This window comes from Flavobacterium profundi, from assembly GCF_006491645.1.
GTDB lineage: Bacteria > Bacteroidota > Bacteroidia > Flavobacteriales > Flavobacteriaceae > Flavobacterium > Flavobacterium profundi.
Genome location: NZ_VDCZ01000010.1, coordinates 65,871 through 86,701, shown reverse-complemented (window position 1 = coordinate 86,701; position 20,831 = coordinate 65,871). Strand labels below are relative to the sequence as shown.

The following is a 20,831-nucleotide window of genomic DNA, read 5'->3' as shown; positions in this document are numbered from 1 at the left end:
ATTTATTATTTTTTTTGTTCTTTTGTGTATTGATTTTTATTAATATGTCAAAATTCGATAGTATTCGTCCTTACTATGATTCAGAAGTAAATGAAGCCCTATGTGCATCATTAAACCATCCTATGTTAAAAGCGATGATGAATTTTACATTCCCAGATGTAGCTGATGAAGTTTGGAAAGAACAATTAAAAAAAACACATTCCATAAGAGATTTTCAAATTAATTTTGTGTATCAATCCGTACAAAAAGTTTTAGAAAAAAGTTCGGATGGATTAACAACTTCTGGTTTTGAAAAATTAGAAAGAAATACACCTTATTTGTTTATCTCTAATCACAGAGATATTATTTTAGATACCTCTTTACTAAATGTTTCCCTTTTTGATCATGGATTAGTCATGACGGCTTCAGCTATTGGAGATAATTTGGTTAAAAAAGATTTTGTCTTAAAATTATCAAAACTCAATAGAAACTTTTTAGTACAGCGCAATCTTTCTCCTAGAGAATTATTGCAAAGCTCAAAGTTAATGTCAGAGTACATGTATCATCTTTTGAATAAAGAAAATAGATCGGTTTGGATTGCTCAAAGAGAAGGTCGAACCAAAGATGGTAATGACGCAACCCACCAAGGAGTTTTAAAAATGGTTGCCATGGCTTCCGATGAAAATAATGTGATGGACTTTTTCAAAAAATTAAAAATAGTCCCTGTTTCTATTTCTTACGAATATGATCCTACAGATGCTTTAAAAATGCCGCAGTTATTGGCTCAAGCCAAAGATGAAGTATATATTAAGGAGAAAAATGAAGATTTTATAACGCTTTTAAGTGGGATTATTGGTCAGAAAAAAAGAATTCATATTCATGTTGGCGATATTATTCAGCATGAATTGGATATGATTAAGAGTGATTTTGATAATTCAAATAAACAAATTCAAGCTTTAGCCAATGTAATTGATGATTCTATTTTACAAAATTACAAGCTTTGGCCTACCAATTATATAGCTTACGATATCTTACATCAAACTGAACAATTTGTCACTTATTACACTAAAGAAGAAAAGCAATTGTTTCAGAGACGTTTTGAAATGCGAATTGATACGGATAATCCTACGGTAAGAGATGGTTTTTTAGCTATGTATGCGAATCCTGTGGTTAATAAAATGAAGTATCACAATGCCAAATAAACCCAATATTTTATTAATCTATACAGGAGGTACCATTGGAATGGTTAAAAGTACTGTTTCGGGTGCTTTAAAAGCATTTAATTTTAAAAAATTACTCAATAAAATCCCTGAAATTAAACTCTTAGATTGTGAAATTGATACTCTGTCGTTTGAAGAACCCATCGATTCTTCCAATATGAATGTGAAGTATTGGCAACAAATCGCAGGAATTATTCAAGAAAATTTCACAAAATTTGATGGATTTGTGGTTTTGCACGGGTCAGATACGATGTCTTACAGTGCTTCTGCCTTAAGTTTTATGCTCGAAAATTTATCAAAACCTGTGGTTTTTACGGGTTCACAATTGCCTATTGGAGACTTAAGAACCGATGCTAAAGAAAATTTAATTACAGCCATACAAATAGCTTCTTTGAAAGAAAAAGGAAAAGCAGTAATCCAAGAAGTTTGCTTGTATTTTGAATATAAATTATATAGAGGAAACCGAACTACTAAAATAAGTGCGGAACATTTTAATGCATTTGCGTCTCCAAATTTCCCTGAATTAGCGGAGTCAGGGGTTCATTTAAAAGTGAATAAAGAAGCAATTCTAAAAAAAGCAAACACTAAAGCACTAAAGGTAAACTTGGATTTTGATCAAAATGTAGTTATTTTAAAAGTTTTTCCAGGGATTACAGCAGCAGTGATGGATGCTATTATACATATAAAAAATTTAAAAGGGATTGTATTAGAAACCTATGGTTCTGGAAATGCACCCTCAGAAAAATGGTTCATAGAAAAATTACAAGAAGCAATAAATAATAATATTCACGTTATAAACGTAACGCAATGTAGTGGAGGTGCTGTTACTATGGGACAATACGAGACGAGTACGCAATTAAAAAAGATTGGAGTTATTTCTGGATATGATATTACAACAGAAGCTGCAATTACAAAATTGATGTATTTATTAGGTCAAAAAGTGTCTCATAAGGTGTTCAAAACCATTTTTGAAACCAGCTTACGAGGAGAAATATAGTAAAAAATAGCACTAAAATTTTTATACGTGAGAATTTTTACGTTATTTAGCGCCCTTGAAATTGAACATTGTCAAGGAGAGGTGTCCGAGAGGTCGAAGGAGCATGCCTGGAAAGTATGTATGCCCCTAAAGGGCATCGAGGGTTCGAATCCCTTCCTCTCCGCAGGAATAAAATATTTTTAATTTCATAAATAATTTTATACATTTAACCCAATTAACTAATTAAATTAAGAACAAAAGCGATGAAAAGATTATTTTCTATTTTAGCAATCACAGGGCTTATGACTTTTGGTAACATTCAAGCTCAAGAATCTACTGAGGCAGCTGATACAACTGCAACAGCTACTGAAATGGTTGACGAAACAACTGATGATGCAGTAGCAACTGACGATGCAGTAACATCTGACGAAGAAGTTGTTGATGTTGTTACTACAACAGAAGACGAAGCAACTTTTACTCAAAAAATGAAACAACGTTTCATTGAAGGAGGTCCTGGATTTATGGGAATTGTATTAATCTGTTTGATTTTAGGATTAGCAATTGCTATAGAAAGAATTATTTATTTAAATCTTTCAACTACTAACTCTAAAAAATTAATTGCAGACGTAGAAGATGCATTAAAATCTGGTGGTGTTGAAGCTGCAAAAGAAGTTTGTAGAAACACTTCTGGTCCAGTAGCATCTATTTTCTACCAAGGATTAGACAGACAAGCTCACGGAATTGATTCTGCAGAGAAAGCTGTTGTAGCTTATGGTGGAGTACAAATGGGACAATTAGAGAAAAACGTATCTTGGATTTCTTTATTCATCGCGTTAGCACCGATGTTAGGATTCATGGGAACAGTAATCGGTATGATTGAGGCGTTTGACCAAATTCAATCAGCTGGATCTATGGAGCCATCATTAGTTGCTGGAGGTATTAAAGTTGCCTTATTAACAACAGTATTCGGTCTTATTGTAGCTATTATTTTACAAATTTTCTATAACTATATTATCGCTAAAATCGATTCTATCGTTAATGATATGGAAGACGCATCAATTAGCTTAATTGATATCTTGTCTGATTACAGAAAATAATAACATAAAAAGACAATTCTCATGAATTTACACAAGATAACAAAATTTGCAGCTATCATTCTTGCAGTGGTAAGTGTTCTATTCTTAGGATTACTTATGGCTTCTTCAGAAGATGGTGCAGACAATAAATGGATTACTCCTTTAATTTATTTATCTTATATTGTACTTGCAATTTGTATTGGTATTGTATTGATATATGTATTAAAGAATTTGTTTTCCGATTCAGAAAATTTAAAAAAGACTTTAATTTCAGTTGCTTTATTTGCTGGAGTATTAGTAGTATCTTACTTACTTGCAAATGGGGACGATGTTAAAGCTAATGGAGAAGTATATTCTGGTTCAACACCAAAATTAGTAGGTGCAGGATTGAATGCTTTTTACATCCTTACAGTTGTTGCTTTAGGAACAATGGTTTGGGCTGGATTCACAAAAATTAAAAAATAATTATGGCAAAAAGAGAAGCACCAGAGGTAAATGCTGGTTCTATGGCAGATATTGCTTTCCTTCTTTTAATCTTCTTCTTGGTCACAACTACCATTGGAGTTGATCAGGGAATCAATAGATTGTTGCCTAGATATGAAGAAAATCCACCGGTTCCGCCAATTAATGAAAGAAATATTATGCGTGTTCTAGTAAACCGTGATAATCAACTTTTAGTTAATGAGAGACCAATGGATATCAGAGAGCTAAGGCAAGCGGCAATTGATTTCTTAGATAATAATGGAGCACAACAGTGTTCGTATTGTCAAGGAAAGAAAGATCCAAATTCGTCTGATGGACCAGATGATGCAGTTATCTCTTTAATGAATGACGGTCAAACAACCTATGAAACGTATATTGCTGTTCAAAACGAACTTGTAGCGGCTTACTATTTCTTAAGAGATAGAGAGAGTATGAGACGTTACAATAGAAAGTATACAGAAATAGAGTATATTGCAAATGACCCAGCATCAAAAGCGGTAGATGGATTAATTGATGATTTACAACCTAAGGTTAAATTGATTCAAGATTTATATCCAATGAGACTTTCAGAAGCAGAACCTAAAAAGAACTAATAACCCTTTAAGTTTTAGAAATTATGTCTAAATTTAAAAAGAAAAAATCAGGTGGAACACCTGGAATTTCAACAGCATCGTTACCGGATATTGTATTCATGCTTTTGTTCTTCTTTATGACTGCTACTACCATGAAGGATAGTGATTTGATGATTGAAAACAGATTGCCTAAAGCAGATCAAACTGCTAAGTTGCATAAGAAAAACTACATCATGTATATTTATGTAGGAAAGCCAAAAGCTAATTATGCAAATAAATTAGGTGGATCAGATCGTATTCAGTTAAATGATAAAATCTCTTCGGTTTCAGATATTAGAAGTTTTGTAATTACTGAAAGAGCTGAAAGAAACTCTGAAGATGAGAAATATTTAACAGCTTCTTTAAAAATTGACAAAGAAGTTAGAATGGGATTGATACAAGATATCAAAACTGAGTTACGTAAAGTAGAACAATTAAAAGTTAACTATACAACAAATAAAGGTAACCCTTTAGATTAATTAATCTTTTCGTTTAAATATAAGTAAAAGGTACGCATAGCGTACCTTTTTTTATTAATTTTATAATCTAATTCCAAATAATTAAAATGCCTAGACTGTTATTGTTGTTATACTTAAGTGTTGTTACAGTGTCTTTTTCTCAGGAAAAAGAGGAAAGAACAATTCCTGTTGATTCTCTTTTTAGAGAAGATCAATTCTATTTTTCAATAACGTATAATTTACTTAGAAATGCACCAAGTGGGTATTCACAGTATTCTTTTTCTTCTGGTGTTACGTTAGGGTTTTTAAGAGATATGCCTATTACAAAAGATAGAAAATGGGCTATTGGTTTAGGATTAGGATATTCTTATAACGACATTAAGCATAATCTTAAGATTGCTATTGATGCTACTTCTGGTCAAAATTCTTACAGTATAGATAATAGTTACAATAAAAGTAAATTACGTTTGCATTATGTTGAATTACCGCTCGAAATTAGATGGCGTAATGCAGGTTATGAAAGTCATAAGTTTTGGAGAATTTATACAGGGTTTAAAGTGAGTTACCTATTTGCTAGTAAAAGTATTTTTGAATCCAATACGGAGAGTTATGGTATAAGAAACAGTAATGAACTCACTAAAATTCAATATGGGCCTTATTTAAGTGTAGGGTATAATACCATTAATATGTATGCTTATTATGGTTTACAATCTAATTTTGACAATGTTAAAATTGAAGGAAAAGATTTAGGACTAAATTCTTTTAATGTAGGTTTTATCTTTTATATTTTATAGCCAAAAGTACCAAAAACTCACTTGTGAAATGATACCAATACAACTGCCTATAACCAATTCAATAGGGGTGTGAGATTTCATGTATAAGCGAGAAGAAGCCACAAAGCCAATCATTACAATCATAAAGGCAATACTGTTGATTAAAGGAATTTGCAGATGAATGCTTAGTGCATAAATAAATGTCGCCAAAGAACAAACGGCTATCATGTGTAAACTTGCTTTGAATTTTACTACAACCGCAATAAATGCCAATATAGAGCTAAAAAATCCGCCTAGAAAAAAATAATAGAGTTCAGGAATAGTGTCGAATGAGTTACTGAATTTGATTAGCATAAAAAAGAGTACTGCTTGAATCATAATAGGTACTTTCCGCTCTTTTAAATTGGCTTCGGTAAATGATGTAACTAATCCTATAGACAGAAACAAATAATACAAGGATAAAGGCAATAATACAGTTAGGATACTTACTTGTAGGAGTATCATGTAAAATAAGGTATTATATACATACATTTGGGATACTAAAAAATAAAAAAAAGTACCATACACCGAAATAAATATAGGATGGAAAACGTAGGAAAAAAAAGGGAGTACTTTTTTTAAATCCATATCCTAAATTTCTTTTCTTAATCGCGCAACAGGAATGTCTAATTGTTCTCTGTATTTTGCCACAGTTCTTCTGGCGATAGGATAACCTCTTTCTTTTAGCATTTCGGCTAGTTTGTCATCGGGTAGTGGTTTTTTCTTGTCTTCTTCACTGATAACCACTTCTAATATTTTTTTAATTTCAATTGTGGAAACATCTTCTCCTTGATCATTCTTCATGGCTTCACTAAAGAAATCTTTAATTAATTTTGTACCATAGGGTGTTTCAACATACTTGCTGTTAGCAACCCTTGAAACTGTCGAAATGTCTAAACCAATTAAATCGGCAATGTCTTTTAAAATCATTGGTTTTAATTTGGTTTCATCACCATCTAAGAAATATTCTTCTTGATAATGCATAATCGCATTCATGGTAACATATAAAGTTTCCTGACGTTGTCTAATGGCATCAATGAACCATTTAGCAGAATCTAACTTCTGTTTGATAAACTGAACTGCATCTTTTTGTGCATTGGATTTCTCAGAGGAAACCTTGTAGCTTTGAAGCATTTCCTGATAATCTTTGGAAACGTGTAATTCAGGAGTGTTTCTTCCATTTAATTGTAGTTCCAGTTCTCCGTCAACAATTCGTATGGTAAAATCGGGAACGACATGTTCAATGGGTTTTTGGTTCCCATCATAGGCTCCTCCAGGTTTTGGATTTAATTTTTCAATTTCGTCAATAACTTTACGAAGTTGGTCTTTTGAAATTTCGTATTTTAACAGTAGCTTTTCGTAATGTTTTTTGGTAAAGGCGTCAAATTGATTTTCTATTACATCTATAGCCAGTTCAATGGAATCGGTAGGTGTTTTATGTTTTAATTGGAGTAATAAACACTCTTGTAAATCTCTTGCAGCTACACCAGAAGGTTCTAGTTCTTGAACAATTCCCAAGATGCGTGTTACGGTCTTTTCGTCGGTATAAATCCCTTGTGTGAAAGCTAAATCATCTACAATATCTTGTATGCTTCTTCGGATATAACCCATGTCATCAATACTACCAACTAAAAATTCAGCAATATCTCGTTCTTCATCGGTTAAAATAAAAGTATTCAATTGATTCAGTAAATCTTGATGAAAGGTTACACCAGCAATAAATGGCATACTGTTGTCTTCATCATCATCACTGTAATTATTGGTTTGGTACTTATAATCGGGTGTTTCGTCGTTACTTAAATAATCATCAATATTAATGTCCTCAGCTTCAATGCGCTCTCCTTCATAATCATCATAATCGTCACTATTGGAAACATCATCGTATTCATCATATTCCGAACGTTCTTCTTTACCATTTTCTAGAGCAGGATTTTCTACTAATTCTTCTTGTAGACGTTGCTCAAATGCTTGCGTAGGTAACTGAATTAACTTCATCAACTGAATTTGTTGAGGAGATAATTTTTGAGATAATTTAAATTGTAAACTTTGCTTTAACATTGTGAAATGGGATCAAAAACTAAAAATCGTTTAGTCGGATACACAAATATACGACTAAACGATTAATTAAATAAAGAATATTAAAATTCTGCGTTTTGTGGTGTTCTTGGGAAAGGAATTACATCACGAATATTAGTCATTCCTGTTACAAATAAAACCAATCTTTCAAATCCTAATCCAAAACCAGAATGTACTGCAGATCCAAATCTTCTAGTATCTAAATACCACCATAATTCTTCTTCTTCAATACCTAATGCTTTCATTTTTTCAATAAGAACATCCAAACGTTCTTCTCTTTGAGAACCTCCAACAATTTCTCCAATTCCAGGGAAAAGAATATCCATGGCTCTTACTGTTTGTCCATCATCATTTAAACGCATGTAAAAGGCTTTAATTTTGGCAGGATAATCAAATAAAATTACAGGACATTTGAAGTGTTTTTCTACTAAGAAACGTTCGTGTTCACTTTGTAAATCAGCACCCCATTCATCAATGATGTAATTGAATTTTTTGTTTTTATTTGGCTTACTATTTTTTAAGATATCAATAGCTTCAGTGTACGAAACACGTTTGAAATTATTGTCTAATACAAAGTTTAATTTTTGTAATAGGCTCATTTCACTGCGTTCTGCTTGTGGTTTTGATTTTTCTTCTTCTAAAAGGCGACTTTCTAAGAACTTCAAATCATCTTCACATTTTTCAACCGTATATTTAATCACATATTTAATAAAATCTTCTGCTAAATCCATATTGGCTGCCAAATCATTAAAAGCGACTTCTGGTTCAATCATCCAAAACTCTGCTAAGTGGCGAGAAGTATTTGAATTTTCTGCTCTAAAAGTTGGTCCGAAGGTGTAAATTTGACCTAATGCCATAGCAAAAGTTTCTCCTTCTAATTGACCAGAAACAGTTAAGTTGGTTTGTTTACCAAAGAAATCTTCTTTATAATTTACGCTTCCATCTTCATTTCTAGGAGCAGAACCATCTAATGGTAAAGCAGTTACTTTAAACATTTCTCCAGCACCTTCGGCATCTGAACCTGTAATGATAGGTGTATTTACGTATACAAATCCTTTTTCTTGAAAATATTGATGTACTGCAAATGACAATACGGAACGCACACGCATAATGGCACCAAATGCATTTGTACGAACTCTTAAGTGGGCATTTTCACGTAGAAATTCTAAAGAATGTTTTTTTGGTTGGATAGGATACTTTTCAGCATCACTATCTCCTAAGATTTCAATTTTTGTAACTTGAATTTCAACCGATTGTCCTTTACCTTGACTCTCTTGTAATGTTCCCGTTACAGAAACAGCAGCTCCTGTTGTGATTCTTTTTAAGGTTTCCTCAGCGGTGTTTTCAAAATCTACAACACACTGAATATTATTTATGGTTGATCCATCATTTAAAGCAATAAACTGATTGTTTCTAAAAGTTCTTACCCAACCTTTAGCGGTTACTTCTTGTAGTGTTTTAGTATTGTTTAATAGGTCTATGACTTTAATATGTTTCATTTTGTTAAAATTTAATATGCAAATATAAAATTATTCGTTTTCAGTTTCAATTTCTTCTTTATCTTCTGCTAAAATATCTATTGTAGGCTCTGTAAATTCTTGTTCGTTTGCAATAGAACGCTCTAATGAAAGTAATAATGCAGGTAGAAAGATTAAGTTGGATAACATGGCAAATAATAAGGTGGTAGCAACCAATCCTCCTAAAGCAATAGTACCTCCAAAACTAGATAAAGTAAATACCGAAAATCCAAAGAAAAGTACTACAGAAGTATACAACATACTTACACCAGCATCTTTTACTGTGTTATATACTGATTTTTTAATTCTCCAATTGTTTGCAATCAACTCTTGACGGTATTTTGCCAAAAAGTGAATGGTGTCATCAACCGAAATACCAAAAGCAATGCTAAATACCAAAATCGTTGAAGGTTTAATAGGAACTCCTAAAAAGCCCATCAATCCAGCTGTGATAATTAATGGAAGAATATTCGGTAATAAAGAGATGATAATCATTTTGAAAGATCGGAACAAATAAGCCATCAATAAAGAGATCAAGAATATAGCAAATAGCAAAGAAATGACTAAGTTGTGCACTAAATAATGTGTTCCTTTTTCAAATATATAGGCTTTACCCGTAATAGCTACATCATATCTTTCTTTTGGGAAAAGCTTTTCAATTTTTTGGGCCAATCGTTCTTCCGTATGTTTCATTTTATCGGTACCAATGTCTCTCATGAACGTTGTAATTCTCACAAATTGACCCGTACTATCAATATAACTTTTTAAAAGATTTTCTTTGCCTTTTCCGGTAGAGTTTTTGATATAAGATAATATGAAAGCTTCTTCTTGTTTTGTTGGAAGTTCATAATATTCTGGATTTCCATTATAATAAGTCTGTTTGGCATATTTTAACAAATTAACCAAAGAAACAGGTTTAGAAAGTTCTGGAATTTCTTCAATCGTTTCTTGAAGCTCGTTAATTCTTTTTAAAGTAGCCGATTTTAAAGCTCCTTTTGGGCGTTTGGTATCAATCATGATTTCTAATGGCATCACACCATCAAACTCCTTTTCGTAAAAGCGAATATCTTCAAAAAAGCCAGTGTTTTTAGGCATATCTTCAATAACACTTCCAGAGATGCGCATTTGTGTAATTCCAATGATTCCAAATACTAATAATCCAATCGCTACGGAATAAATAGCAATCGTTTTTTTCTTAATAGTAACTAAAATCCAATCGATAAAAAACTGAATATAATTTTTTTCTAAATGGGCCAAATGCTTGTCTTTTGGCAATGGCATGTAGCTGTAAAGAATAGGAATAATAATTAAACTTAAAAAGAATAAAAAGATAATATTTAAGGAAGCTATAATTCCAAACTCTTTTAATAAATCACTATCAGTTATGATAAAAGTAGCAAATCCAGCAGCGGTAGTTAAATTGGTCATTAAAGTGGCATTACCTACTCTTGAAATGACGCGTTGTAAAGATTTAGCTTTATTTCCATGTTTTTTAATTTCTTGTTGGTACTTATTTATCAAGAAAATACAGTTGGGTATACCAATAACAATAATTAATGGAGGAATAATTGCTGTTAAAACGGTAATTTCATAATTCAACAAGCCTATTGTTCCAAAAGACCACATTACGGCTATAATTACAATAATCATAGAAATAAAAGTAGCTCGGAAACTTCGGAAAAAGAAAAAGAAAAGTAACGAGGTAATTCCTAAAGCAGCACCTACAAACAAACCAATCTCTCCTAATATACTTTGTGAATTTAAGGTTCTAATGTAAGGCATCCCTGAAATTTTTAAATCAATTCCAGTGGCTTTTTCAAAAGCTTCTACTCTTTTTTCGTTAAGATATTTGTCTACAAATTCTTTTCGCTTAGAGGTGTTTACAATATCTTTATTGATGTAAATGGCAAATCGAACCGCTCCAGATTCTTTGTTGAATAACATGCTTTCGTAAAAAGGCAAATTGTTGAACAATTCGTCTTTTTTTTCTTTTAAATAAGCATCTGAAAACTGGTTGTTATTAACAAAAGGAACTAAGTTGAATTTTTGATTTAAAGTGTCTTTTTTTAAGACTTTAAGGTCGCTTATTGATAAAGTTAAATCTACGGCTTTATCTTTTTTAATTTCATTAATAAATTCTTCCCAAAGGCGAACATTTTTCTCCGTAAAAAAAGCATCATCTTTAAAACCAATTACGATAAGATTCCCTTCTTCACCAAACTTTTCTAAGAAAAGTTTATACTGCATGGAAATGTCATTGTCTTTTGGAAGTATATTTGCCTCAGTATAGGTCATTCGAATTTTTTGCCATTGGAATGCCATAAACAAGGTAAATAACACCAATGCCACTAAAAGTCCTATTCTGTTGCGTAATATCTTGCTAGCAATAAAATCCCAAAAACTGGTTGTTAGCCATTTAATCATCGTCTCAAAAATTAGAGCGCAAAGGTAATGATTCTTACTTAATTAGTTAGGTAACAACCAAAAGATTTAAGGAAATTTTAAAATCCTAAATCAATAAAGTAGGAAATTTTAATAGCGATATTATCTTCGATTGTGGGCAATTGATTTGGACCATATCGAAAGAAAGCAGTTACGCCTAAACCTCTAAATAATTTGTTGCATTCAACACCACTCTCGAAAAAACCTTTTTCTAAAGATTTAAAAGGTAACCCCATATGCGTATTTTCTTTATTTATTTGTCCCCAAGCATATCGGGTTACAAAAGAAAATTCAGGATTAATTCGATATGCTAAACGTACTCTGTTAAAAGTGTGTTTCAGTTGTAAGGAAACATATTTATCCGAGAAAAATTCATTAAAATACATGGTTTCAAAACTGTTTTTACCAGCAAATGTGATTCTTTGAAGTAAGGCATCTCGGTTCAAATTATTAGGCTGTAAACTGTATAAATGTGTTAAAGGAACGTCTCCAAATGCAATTCCTGTTTGTAATAAAACAGAACTAGATTGTCCTGATAAATAGGGAATTTCATAAAAAGTCTTGAAATCGATTTTTGTAAAAACAAAATCATTATCCAGCATTTTTGGAACAGTTTGCGTTACTTGAAACGAGAATTTTGGATGTCTTTTTTCAATTTCAATTCTACTTTTAGGCGTTTGCATGTAATTGCTAAAAGGATTCCACTGAATGGCCGCTTGAAATGCGGTAATAGTATAAGTTTTATAAGCAATGTCATTATTTACGAAAGTGTAATCAAATTTAGGATTGATTTGACTATTAAATAATGCAAAATACGTTTCTGTTTTTGGAAAGTAATTGCTTTCTACAAATAAAGAAGTGGTTTTATTGCCATAAAAGGTGGAAATGTTAATGGGTCTTGGATCGTATATTTTAAATCGTCTTGGATCAGTTGCAAACGTAATTTGCGAAATTTCATTCAAATCATCAGAATAAGAGGCGCTAATCCATGTTTCTGATGTAGGATCAAGAAGGTAAGAAGGTGTTATGCCAAATTTAAACGCTTCATCTTTAATTCCATAAGCTCCATAAAAAGCAACTTTGTACTTTTCAGAAAGTTTATCATTGGTTACACCGCCTAATCCAAATCGGAACCCTTCATAGTTGTTGAATTTCACAAGGCTTCTTAAGTCTAAATCAATGATGCTAATAGGATAATATCCGTTTAATATTTTTTTTCCTAAGAATATTTTTCGTTCTAAATTTTTAGACTCAGAGAGGCTGTCTAAAGAGGTATAGGTTCTTAATCTTCTTTTGTCGATGGTGTCTTTGGCAAATTTTTTCCAATAACTGTCTTCTCTTTTTAATCCATCTTTCTCTATTGAAATTTTAATTCCTTTGTTGTGGACCGTAACTCGTTTGTCCAATTCGATATCAAAAGGGGTGGATTCAATAATCAAATATACTTGATCCGTTGCATTGGTGTTGGGTGTTGGATCTAAGGAAGAACTGAATTTTATGGTGTTGCCTAAAATTTTAATATCATCAACATTATTGCCTTTTAAAACTGTTATTTTTCTTTTTTTAGGAAACCAAAGCCCTTCTTTGTCTTGATAATCAAAAGTATAATCGGCATTGATATTGACGATGCCATAAATTCGATAATAGGCTCTAGCAATGGCAAAAGTTTCCGCATCAATATAAAGCAACCCTCTTAAACGACTTGATTTTAATTTTTTAGGTTGAAAAAATACTTTGTAAGTCTTTCTGTTTTGAATATTTAAAGAATCCACCATGTAAAAGTTGTACAAGCGACGACCATAATTTGAAATAGGATTTTGAACAGGTGTTTCTAATATTTCAAAAGGGTTTTCGTAAACCGAATATGAAAATAAATTGAGTCCTAAATATTCATAAAGAGGTTCTTTAAAACCAGCCATTCTCGTTGCAATAACCGTTTCTTTATAACCTTTTTTGTTGTATTGAATGAGGTTTACTTTTTCCGTTTGGTACAAATGATTTTTTTCCACCATTTTTTTGAATTTATAATTGGTAGAATCCAATCGAATAATTCGTTTTCCAAATAAGGTTCGTTTGTAAACAGGTTCAATTTTGCCTGAAATAGAATCAGGATTGGCAGTAACTAATAAGTTTTCATAGTTTTTATACTGAAAACTTTCTAGCGCTTTTTCGGGTTGGTTGAAACGCTTATTGTCGATAACTTTTTTAACTAATTTATTGACTTTATTGTCGGTGTAAATTTCAACTTTTTCAAAAGTATTCAAGTCAATGGCCATTTTAATGATGACCAAATCTTGATTGGGTGAAATATAAACGTTCTTGGTTTGATACCCTTTGTATTTAATGATTAAAGGTTTATCGTATTCAGTAATTGCAATTTCAAATTTTCCTTCCCATGTAGTGGTTAGAGTCTTTCCTAGATATTCCACTTTAGCATAGGCTAATGGAACTCTACTGTCTATATCAATGATTTGAGCTTTAATTTTGTCTTGACCAAATGAAATAGCAGTATGGAACAAAACAAACCAAAAAAAGATGTATCTCATTAAAAGGGATTTGTTAATGTACAAACTTACATAAATTTAGTTATTATTTTTGGGGATGTAAGTAACATTTAGGAATCCTTAACATTTTGCATAAAAAAATCCCGAAACTTTTCGGGATTTTATGTTTTTATATAAAAGCAGAAAGCTATACTTTCATGATTTCAGCTTCTTTAATCACTAAATGTTCATCTATTTTTTTAATGTAAGCATCTGTTAATTTTTGAACATCTTCTTCTGCTTTTTTACAAATATCTTCAGAAGTACCGTTTTTTTCTTCTTTTTTAATATCCGTATTAGCATCTTTACGAGCGTTACGAATACCAATTTTTGCATCTTCTGCTTCTGATTTCGCTTGTTTAACTAATTCACGTCTTCTTTCTTCTGTTAATGCAGGAATGCTAATGATAATATTTTCTCCATTATTCATTGGGTTTAACCCAAGATTCGCAATCATAATTGCTTTTTCTATAGGTTGTAACATGTTTTTTTCCCAAGGAGTTACTGTTAAGGTTCTTGCATCAGGAGCGTTGATATTGGCTACTTGTGATAAAGGGGTTTGCGAGCCATAATAATCTACAAAAACACCACCTAACATTTGAGGAGATGCTTTGCCAGCTCTAATATTTAAAAATTCTTTTTCTAAATGAGCAATAGAACCTTCCATAGATTCTTTTGCACTGTCTATAATAAAATTAATTTCTTCAGTCATTTTTTAGATATTTTGATTTTTAGATATTTTGAATCTTCGAATAATCGAACCATCAAGTAATCGAATGCATAATTTATATGGTTACTGTTGTTCCTACGGTTTGACCTTCGCATACTTTTAATAAATTACCTTCCTTATTCATATCAAAAACAATAATTGGTAATTTGTTTTCTTGGCTAAGTGTAAATGCGGTTGTGTCCATTACATTTAATCCTTTTGCTAATACTTCTTCAAAAGAGATGTAATCAAATTTTTCTGCGTTAGCATCTTTCTCTGGGTCAGCAGTATAAACACCATCTACTCTCGTTCCTTTTAGGATTACATCTGCATGTACTTCAATACCTCTTAATACAGCTGCAGTATCCGTTGTAAAGTAAGGATTTCCTGTTCCTGCTCCAAAAATAACAATTCTTCCTTTTTCTAAGTGTCTTGTAGCACGTCTTTTTATGTAGGGTTCAGCAATGGCTTCAATTTTTAAGGCCGTTTGCAAACGTGTTTGCATACCTGCATCTTCTAAAGCTCCTTGTAAAGCCATTCCATTAATAACAGTGGCAAGCATTCCCATATAATCGCCTTGAACGCGATCCATTCCGTTACTTGCACCTGCTACTCCTCTAAAAATATTTCCACCACCTATTACAATTGCAATTTCAACCCCTTTGTCGTGAATTTCTTTAATTTCTTGAGCATACTCCGCTAAACGTTTTGGATCAATTCCGTATTGTCGATCACCCATTAAAGCTTCACCACTTAATTTTAGAAGAATTCTTTTATATTTCATCAGAATGTATGTTTATTTTCGTGATGCAAATATAATTATATATCTACAGAAAAAAAATGTTGCTACTATTATGCGTTTATTTCTTGTAAAGTATTTTTAGCTTCGCGGTAACCAATATCAAAAATAGTTTGCATTTTCCCTTTATTGGTTTCAAATGTGCTAAAATTTGCTAATTCTTTGGGTTCGATAATATGATCACAAAGGCTGAATTTTTGATAATTCCCTTGAGCCGATAATAAATCGAAAGCTCTTGTGGTAACAGCTTTAATCGATTTTAAATCTTTGGCTTCAATATTTTGAATAGGACTCACATAAACCCCAATGATACAATCACAATGGCCTTGCAGTAAATCGGTTGGGAAATGGTTCAAAATACCACCATCACTATATAGTTTTTTGTTAATTTCATATGGAGTTAACATGCCAGGAAAGGAAGCAGATGCTAATACTGCGTCGACTACTTTCGTATTGTCGTTGAAAATCTTTAATTTTCCTTTGACTAAATCGGTAGCTGTAATTTTTACTGGAATAGGTAAATCACCAATTTTAGTTTCTCCAAATATAGTATTAAAATAAATTTTAAAAGAATCGGAATCAATTATTCCAGGTTTTTTTAAGGTAAAATGTTTCCAATTGAAGAAATAAATGGATTGAAAAAAAGTAAGGATTTCTTTTGGGGTTTTCCCAAAAGCATACATAGCTGCAATGATAGCTCCTGCACTGGAACCCGATAACACAGTAGGTTTAACCTTGAGTTCTTCCAAGTACTGAAGTACTCCAGCATGCGCAATTCCTTTTGATCCACCACCAGATAGAGCGATGCCAATTTCTTTTGATTGAAAATCCATAGGTGTTTTTTGTTTGCTTGTAATAGTTTCTGTTTCTAAAATTTCGTTATGTAACTTAACGAACATTTTATGTCCAAATTTAGCTTTAAATTTGTAAAATAAAGGAAAGCGATATGAAAAATATAATTGAAAAAGCACTTTCAAATGCGGTTACTTACGAAACCTATAAAACGATAGTTGCTAAACTTATGGAAGAAGGAAAAGTTACAGGACATACTCAGAGTGAAGCATTATTACATTATTCGCAATTGAACGAAACCAGAATGAAACGTTTGGATAAAACTATTGCGATTACAGATGCTATTCAAAAAAAAATAAAGGAGTTGCCAATTTCTTTAACTTGGCTGGTAATTTCAGAAGGATGGTGTGGTGATGCAGCACAATTATTGCCAATTATGAATAAGATGGCGGAATTCTCTTCGAAAATTGATTTGAAAATTGTATTGAGAGATGATAATGAAGCACTTATGAATGTTTTTTTAACGAATGGTAGTCGTTCCATACCAAAACTCATTTTATGGGATGCAACGACGAAAGAAGTAATTGGTGATTGGGGTCCAAGACCCTTACCGGCTAAAAAACTAATTGCAGATTATAAAGCATTACATGGAGTTATTGATGAAACCGCAAAAATTGAACTTCAAAAATGGTATTTACAAGACAAAGGAATTACCACTCAAGAAGAAATTTATGATTTAATTGCTTCTTATTTGCATGAAAGAAAAAGTAATTCAGAAGAAATATTACACTAAAAATTTCTTCTGAAGCACGCTAGTGTGGTAGGTTATTTCTAAAATATAAACTCCTTTAGAAAGAATTGTACTAGGTGAAAAGGTTAGGGTATCACCTAGTACAAAATGTTTGTTAGCGTAAATAAGTTTACCAGATACAGCATGAACACTCACTTTTACTTCTGTATTGATAAACTTTTTGAACGCTACGTTAATTTGATTATTACTAATCGGGTTGGGGAAAAGAAGGATGAAATCGTTATCGACTGGTGGATCAAAAGAATTGTTTCTGAAAATAGGTAAGGTTTCAAAACTATTTCCTAGCACAGCTCTTGTTTGATCATCTGTCATACAAAGCCAGTCTTTCATAATAGTAGCATAGAGTTGTCTGAAATCAAATTGCATAGGTACTTGTTGATTTACAGCGGCATTTTGGGGCAAATCGGGTGATGAACCAATCATTCCTGATACAGGTTGGCTGGTTCCGATAACATTGGCAACACCAGTATTTAATGAGCTTCCGAAGAAAAGTACGGGAGCACTCGAACCGTGGTCGGTACCTAAACTGTCATTGCTTTTAATTCGTCTTCCAAATTCACTAAATGTCATTCCGGTAACTTTATCCGCTTTGCCCATTTTTTTTAAATCGGCTTGGAATGCTCCAATGGCTTTGGAAAGGATGGTTAAATTTTCAGGTTGTCTTCCTAATTTTCTGTCCGACTCCATAATTTGATTTTCATGGGTATCGAAACTTTTGTGGTGGTTCACGATATAAATTGGGGTTTGTAGTCCACCATTAATTAAACGTGCCACGATTTTTAATTGGGCAGCTAATTTATCATCAGGATATGCTGTAGTTTGTTCTTGGGGTACATTATAAGCTGTTTGAATGGTTTCCTTATAAGCGTTACTTTGATCCTTCATCAATCGAAGGAAGGTAAGTTCTAAACCATAATCTGTATTTGGAGCTGGATCAGTTGTTTCATTGATGACATTGAGTAACTGATTGGGATCGGGTGCACTATAACCCATATTGATATTAGGACCTTGAAGAGAAAAAGGAAGCGTTGAACCTATTTGTACTGCTAAAGGGTCTCTCATATCACTATTTGGATACGCTTCTGGATAATTGGGGTAAATGGCATCTAAAGCTCTGCCTATCCATCCTGTATTTAAAGTTTCATCACTTTGAGAACCTGTAAACCAAATATCTGTTGCACGAAAATGACTATAACTAGGATTTGGATAAGAAACTCCTTGAACAATCATCAATTCACCTTGATTGTATAAGTTTTGCATTTCCACCATAGAAGGATGTAAACCAGTTGTGGGGTTGTTATTCAAAGTTAATACGTCATTTTCATTTAAGAGAATGTTAGGTCTTGCATTAGATAATTCACTCCATTTATCTCTTGGAAAAACCATATTTAAACCATCATTACCACCACTCATTTGTACAATAACTAGTATTTTACCACAGGATAAGGCAGCATTGGCTAACATTTCTAAATTAGTGCTTTCCAAATGTGAAGAAGCTAAAACCGGAATTTTATTGAATAATAAAGGAGCGGCAACTAAAGCTGAGGTTTGTATAAATTTTCTTCTTTTCATGTTATTTCAGATTACATTAATTGAAATTCAGCTAATTGTATAAGCGTAAGGAATAAACTATTCAAACGACTGCTTACCGCTAGTTTCTTGGTTTCATTTGTTGGATCCTGAATATAGCTATTCCAAGCTTGTGTCCAATAATAATCGGTAGCTTGACCTGAAAGTAAATTTTGAGTTTTCAGGATGCTTTTTTGTTCCATACTCAAATCAATTGGTAATAGATATTTAATACATTCATCAACCAAAAGATTTGGATCAGCACAAATAGAATTTGAAAATTGGGATACAAATTCTAAAGTATCTGCTTTTATTTTTGTGGTTAAACCATTTCGTGTAAATGTAATACCATAGAAAGCATAGGAAATATAGGCGAAACGTTTTTGAATGGTATTCGAATTAATCCAATATTCATGAAAAGAAGGATTTTGATAAAAAGCTTGCCATCCGGCAACATTGGGAATGCTACCCATGCTTTGCTCCATATCAGCTAAAAGATTATCGAAACGTTGCCATATATAATATTGAGCATCATAATTAGTTGGATCACTAATAGTAGTGTTAATATTAAATGTTCTTAAAAACCCGATAAATAAATCCAATGGAGATTTAATATAAACTCCTCGGTTTGCCATGTCATAAAAATGTTGGCTTTTAAATAACTTATCTAAAACAGGTAAAATATCCCAATTATTAGCAACAAAATGTTGAGCTAATGGTTCAATTACATTGGTTTCAATATATGGATCAATATCATAATAGACAAAAAAGCGATATAATCTTCTGCAGATATATTGGGAAACAACTTCAGATTTAGAAAAAATCATATCAATAAAGTCGTCTAATTCTTGTGCACCACCACTGTTTATGGTTGTATTATTAAAAAAAGGAGAAAACTGTTTGGTGCTTTCATCATGTTTGTTAGGAACAAATTCTGTAGTAGGATTAGGTGTGTTTAAATTTTGAACACGCCAACCTGTAAGTACTTTTGCTGCTTCAATAACATCCGGTTGCGAATATTGACTGTTAGAACCTTTTCCTAATGTAAATAATTCCATGATTTCTCTTGCAAAATTTTCATCTGGAGCAGTATTGGTATTCGCTTGATTATTTAAATAATACATCATGGCAGGCTGTGTAGCAATACTTCTTATTAAAGCTTTAAAATTGCCACCAGAGTAGTCTCTTAAATTCTTAATATATAAATAACAAACTCGAGCTGTATTTCCTGATATATATTGGTTTGAGCTGGCTTTAATAAAATCAAAATCAACTGGGATAAAATGATACCAAAACAAGACCATTTTTTCTCTTATTGAAATATCCTGATTGATAGCTAAGTTCGTCATCCAAGAAGTTAGGCTATTCATTCGCTTTCTATCAGTGGTATTTCCAGTATTATTGGTTATAAATGGGTCTATAGTCCAATCCGCTCCATAAGGTAAATTATTTTCATCGGGTTCATCCAATTCATAATTATTTATGGGTGGCGATGGAGAAGTTGTGTCAATTGACAAAATTAAATTGACTGCTTCTGTCATAGATACATTTGAAATGGTATCCAAATCAGATTTTTTAAATCCAAAACCCGTTCTTTTGAGTAAATGAATTGCTTCTCTTTCAGTCCATGAGCCACTGTAGGTTTCTAAACCAGATGTTACTGGATTAACTCGTTCTAGTTCGGAATTTTTAGTTGAAGCTACGGTAGAATTTGGGGCTAAAGTTCTTCTTCCATTAAAAACTTTCCTAGAATATTTTTCAAATAAAGGATCTTTTTGAAGCGTACTAACCTTTGGGTTCGTAAATAATTTACGAATGAGCGCTCTTCTCGTTATAACTTGGTTCCTCATTTGCTCTGTATTTAGAAAGTTAGTTGGCTACAAAAGAAGGTATTCTTATAGTAACATTAACCCCCATAAATAGGGGTGAGAAACAGAGCGTTTTTTATTATCTTATTT

General features: G+C 32.2%; 18 protein-coding genes and 1 tRNA gene. 9 read left to right on the top strand and 10 right to left on the bottom strand.

The window, feature by feature from the left end; genetic code table 11:
* Positions 1–44: 44 nt before the first annotated feature.
* The 8 genes from FHG05_RS13110 to FHG05_RS13075 all read left to right on the top strand — a co-directional run bounded on the left by FHG05_RS13110 (position 45) and on the right by FHG05_RS13075 (position 5,597).
* Positions 45–1,181 carry a 1-acyl-sn-glycerol-3-phosphate acyltransferase gene (locus FHG05_RS13110; RefSeq protein WP_140998522.1) on the top strand — a complete coding sequence of 379 codons (1,137 nt, stop codon included), beginning with the start codon at positions 45–47 and terminating at the stop codon, positions 1,179–1,181.
* Positions 1,171–2,196 (top strand): asparaginase, encoded by a 1,026-nt coding sequence (locus tag FHG05_RS13105; protein WP_140998520.1) that lies wholly within the window; start codon positions 1,171–1,173, stop codon positions 2,194–2,196. Before FHG05_RS13110 ends, FHG05_RS13105 begins: the two co-directional genes overlap by 11 nt.
* A gap of 75 nt (positions 2,197–2,271) precedes the next feature.
* Positions 2,272–2,359 (top strand) — tRNA-Ser (locus tag FHG05_RS13100).
* A 79-nt stretch (positions 2,360–2,438) separates the two neighbouring features.
* Positions 2,439–3,272, top strand: coding sequence for a MotA/TolQ/ExbB proton channel family protein (locus FHG05_RS13095; RefSeq protein ID WP_140998518.1), 834 nt, complete (start codon positions 2,439–2,441; stop codon positions 3,270–3,272).
* 21 nt (positions 3,273–3,293) lie between these two features.
* On the top strand, positions 3,294–3,716 hold the full coding sequence (locus tag FHG05_RS13090; RefSeq protein ID WP_140998516.1) for a hypothetical protein: 423 nt from the start codon (positions 3,294–3,296) through the stop codon (positions 3,714–3,716).
* A 2-nt stretch (positions 3,717–3,718) separates the two neighbouring features.
* Entirely contained in the window at positions 3,719–4,327 is a 609-nt protein-coding gene (locus FHG05_RS13085) for an ExbD/TolR family protein (protein ID WP_140998514.1), read from the top strand.
* A 23-nt stretch (positions 4,328–4,350) separates the two neighbouring features.
* Positions 4,351–4,824 (top strand): ExbD/TolR family protein, encoded by a 474-nt coding sequence (locus tag FHG05_RS13080; RefSeq protein WP_140998512.1) that lies wholly within the window; start codon positions 4,351–4,353, stop codon positions 4,822–4,824.
* Positions 4,825–4,910: 86 nt separating this feature from the next.
* Positions 4,911–5,597, top strand: coding sequence for a porin family protein (locus tag FHG05_RS13075; protein ID WP_140998510.1), 687 nt, complete (start codon positions 4,911–4,913; stop codon positions 5,595–5,597).
* Here FHG05_RS13075 and FHG05_RS13070 read toward each other — a convergent pair.
* From FHG05_RS13070 to FHG05_RS13035, 8 genes are all read right to left on the bottom strand, one after another.
* Positions 5,592–6,203 carry a hypothetical protein gene (locus FHG05_RS13070; RefSeq protein ID WP_140998508.1) on the bottom strand — a complete coding sequence of 204 codons (612 nt, stop codon included), beginning with the start codon at positions 6,201–6,203 and terminating at the stop codon, positions 5,592–5,594. The genes FHG05_RS13075 and FHG05_RS13070 overlap by 6 nt on opposite strands.
* A 3-nt stretch (positions 6,204–6,206) precedes the next feature.
* Positions 6,207–7,673, bottom strand: coding sequence for an RNA polymerase factor sigma-54 (gene rpoN / locus FHG05_RS13065; protein ID WP_140998506.1), 1,467 nt, complete (start codon positions 7,671–7,673; stop codon positions 6,207–6,209).
* A gap of 80 nt (positions 7,674–7,753) precedes the next feature.
* Positions 7,754–9,190, bottom strand: a complete 1,437-nt coding sequence (asnS, locus tag FHG05_RS13060; RefSeq protein ID WP_140998504.1) for an asparagine--tRNA ligase — start codon at positions 9,188–9,190, stop codon at positions 7,754–7,756.
* Between the two features lie 30 nt (positions 9,191–9,220).
* Positions 9,221–11,632 carry an efflux RND transporter permease subunit gene (locus FHG05_RS13055; RefSeq protein WP_140998502.1) on the bottom strand — a complete coding sequence of 804 codons (2,412 nt, stop codon included), beginning with the start codon at positions 11,630–11,632 and terminating at the stop codon, positions 9,221–9,223.
* 77 nt (positions 11,633–11,709) lie between these two features.
* Positions 11,710–14,196: a DUF5686 family protein gene (locus FHG05_RS13050; RefSeq protein WP_140998500.1), complete on the bottom strand. Its 2,487-nt coding sequence runs from the start codon at positions 14,194–14,196 to the stop codon at positions 11,710–11,712.
* Positions 14,197–14,341: 145 nt separating this feature from the next.
* Entirely contained in the window at positions 14,342–14,905 is a 564-nt protein-coding gene (gene frr, locus FHG05_RS13045) for a ribosome recycling factor (RefSeq protein WP_140998498.1), read from the bottom strand.
* A gap of 73 nt (positions 14,906–14,978) precedes the next feature.
* Positions 14,979–15,686, bottom strand: a complete 708-nt coding sequence (gene pyrH, locus FHG05_RS13040) for a UMP kinase (protein ID WP_140998496.1) — start codon at positions 15,684–15,686, stop codon at positions 14,979–14,981.
* Positions 15,687–15,754: 68 nt separating this feature from the next.
* Complete coding sequence (locus FHG05_RS13035) at positions 15,755–16,534, bottom strand: patatin-like phospholipase family protein (RefSeq protein WP_140998635.1); 780 nt, start codon at positions 16,532–16,534, stop codon at positions 15,755–15,757.
* A gap of 113 nt (positions 16,535–16,647) precedes the next feature.
* On the opposite strand from FHG05_RS13035, the gene FHG05_RS13030 reads away from it, so the two are divergent.
* Complete coding sequence (locus FHG05_RS13030; protein ID WP_140998494.1) at positions 16,648–17,286, top strand: thioredoxin family protein; 639 nt, start codon at positions 16,648–16,650, stop codon at positions 17,284–17,286.
* Here FHG05_RS13030 and FHG05_RS13025 read toward each other — a convergent pair.
* Entirely contained in the window at positions 17,278–18,876 is a 1,599-nt protein-coding gene (locus FHG05_RS13025) for a DUF1501 domain-containing protein (RefSeq protein WP_140998492.1), read from the bottom strand. The two genes, FHG05_RS13030 and FHG05_RS13025, sit on opposite strands and share 9 nt — an antisense overlap.
* An 11-nt stretch (positions 18,877–18,887) precedes the next feature.
* Positions 18,888–20,723 carry a DUF1800 domain-containing protein gene (locus FHG05_RS13020; RefSeq protein ID WP_140998490.1) on the bottom strand — a complete coding sequence of 612 codons (1,836 nt, stop codon included), beginning with the start codon at positions 20,721–20,723 and terminating at the stop codon, positions 18,888–18,890.
* Positions 20,724–20,831 lie beyond the last annotated feature (108 nt).

Excerpts from the sequence above, each read along its gene's own strand:
- FHG05_RS13080 (WP_140998512.1), top strand. The coding sequence starts at position 4,351 with ATGTCTAAATTTAAAAAGAAAAAATCAGGTGGAACACCTGGAATTTCA.
- rpoN (WP_140998506.1), bottom strand. The coding sequence starts at position 7,673 with ATGTTAAAGCAAAGTTTACAATTTAAATTATCTCAAAAATTATCTCCT.
- FHG05_RS13020 (WP_140998490.1), bottom strand. The coding sequence starts at position 20,723 with ATGAGGAACCAAGTTATAACGAGAAGAGCGCTCATTCGTAAATTATTT.
- FHG05_RS13030 (WP_140998494.1), top strand. The coding sequence starts at position 16,648 with ATGAAAAATATAATTGAAAAAGCACTTTCAAATGCGGTTACTTACGAA.
- FHG05_RS13085 (WP_140998514.1), top strand. The coding sequence starts at position 3,719 with ATGGCAAAAAGAGAAGCACCAGAGGTAAATGCTGGTTCTATGGCAGAT.
- FHG05_RS13090 (WP_140998516.1), top strand. The coding sequence starts at position 3,294 with ATGAATTTACACAAGATAACAAAATTTGCAGCTATCATTCTTGCAGTG.
- FHG05_RS13050 (WP_140998500.1), bottom strand. The coding sequence starts at position 14,196 with ATGAGATACATCTTTTTTTGGTTTGTTTTGTTCCATACTGCTATTTCA.
- FHG05_RS13070 (WP_140998508.1), bottom strand. The coding sequence starts at position 6,203 with ATGGATTTAAAAAAAGTACTCCCTTTTTTTTCCTACGTTTTCCATCCT.
- FHG05_RS13055 (WP_140998502.1), bottom strand. The coding sequence starts at position 11,632 with ATGATTAAATGGCTAACAACCAGTTTTTGGGATTTTATTGCTAGCAAG.
- FHG05_RS13075 (WP_140998510.1), top strand. The coding sequence starts at position 4,911 with ATGCCTAGACTGTTATTGTTGTTATACTTAAGTGTTGTTACAGTGTCT.
- FHG05_RS13025 (WP_140998492.1), bottom strand. The coding sequence starts at position 18,876 with ATGAAAAGAAGAAAATTTATACAAACCTCAGCTTTAGTTGCCGCTCCT.
- FHG05_RS13110 (WP_140998522.1), top strand. The coding sequence starts at position 45 with ATGTCAAAATTCGATAGTATTCGTCCTTACTATGATTCAGAAGTAAAT.
- FHG05_RS13095 (WP_140998518.1), top strand. The coding sequence starts at position 2,439 with ATGAAAAGATTATTTTCTATTTTAGCAATCACAGGGCTTATGACTTTT.
- FHG05_RS13105 (WP_140998520.1), top strand. The coding sequence starts at position 1,171 with ATGCCAAATAAACCCAATATTTTATTAATCTATACAGGAGGTACCATT.
- frr (WP_140998498.1), bottom strand. The coding sequence starts at position 14,905 with ATGACTGAAGAAATTAATTTTATTATAGACAGTGCAAAAGAATCTATG.
- asnS (WP_140998504.1), bottom strand. The coding sequence starts at position 9,190 with ATGAAACATATTAAAGTCATAGACCTATTAAACAATACTAAAACACTA.
- FHG05_RS13035 (WP_140998635.1), bottom strand. The coding sequence starts at position 16,534 with ATGGATTTTCAATCAAAAGAAATTGGCATCGCTCTATCTGGTGGTGGA.
- pyrH (WP_140998496.1), bottom strand. The coding sequence starts at position 15,686 with ATGAAATATAAAAGAATTCTTCTAAAATTAAGTGGTGAAGCTTTAATG.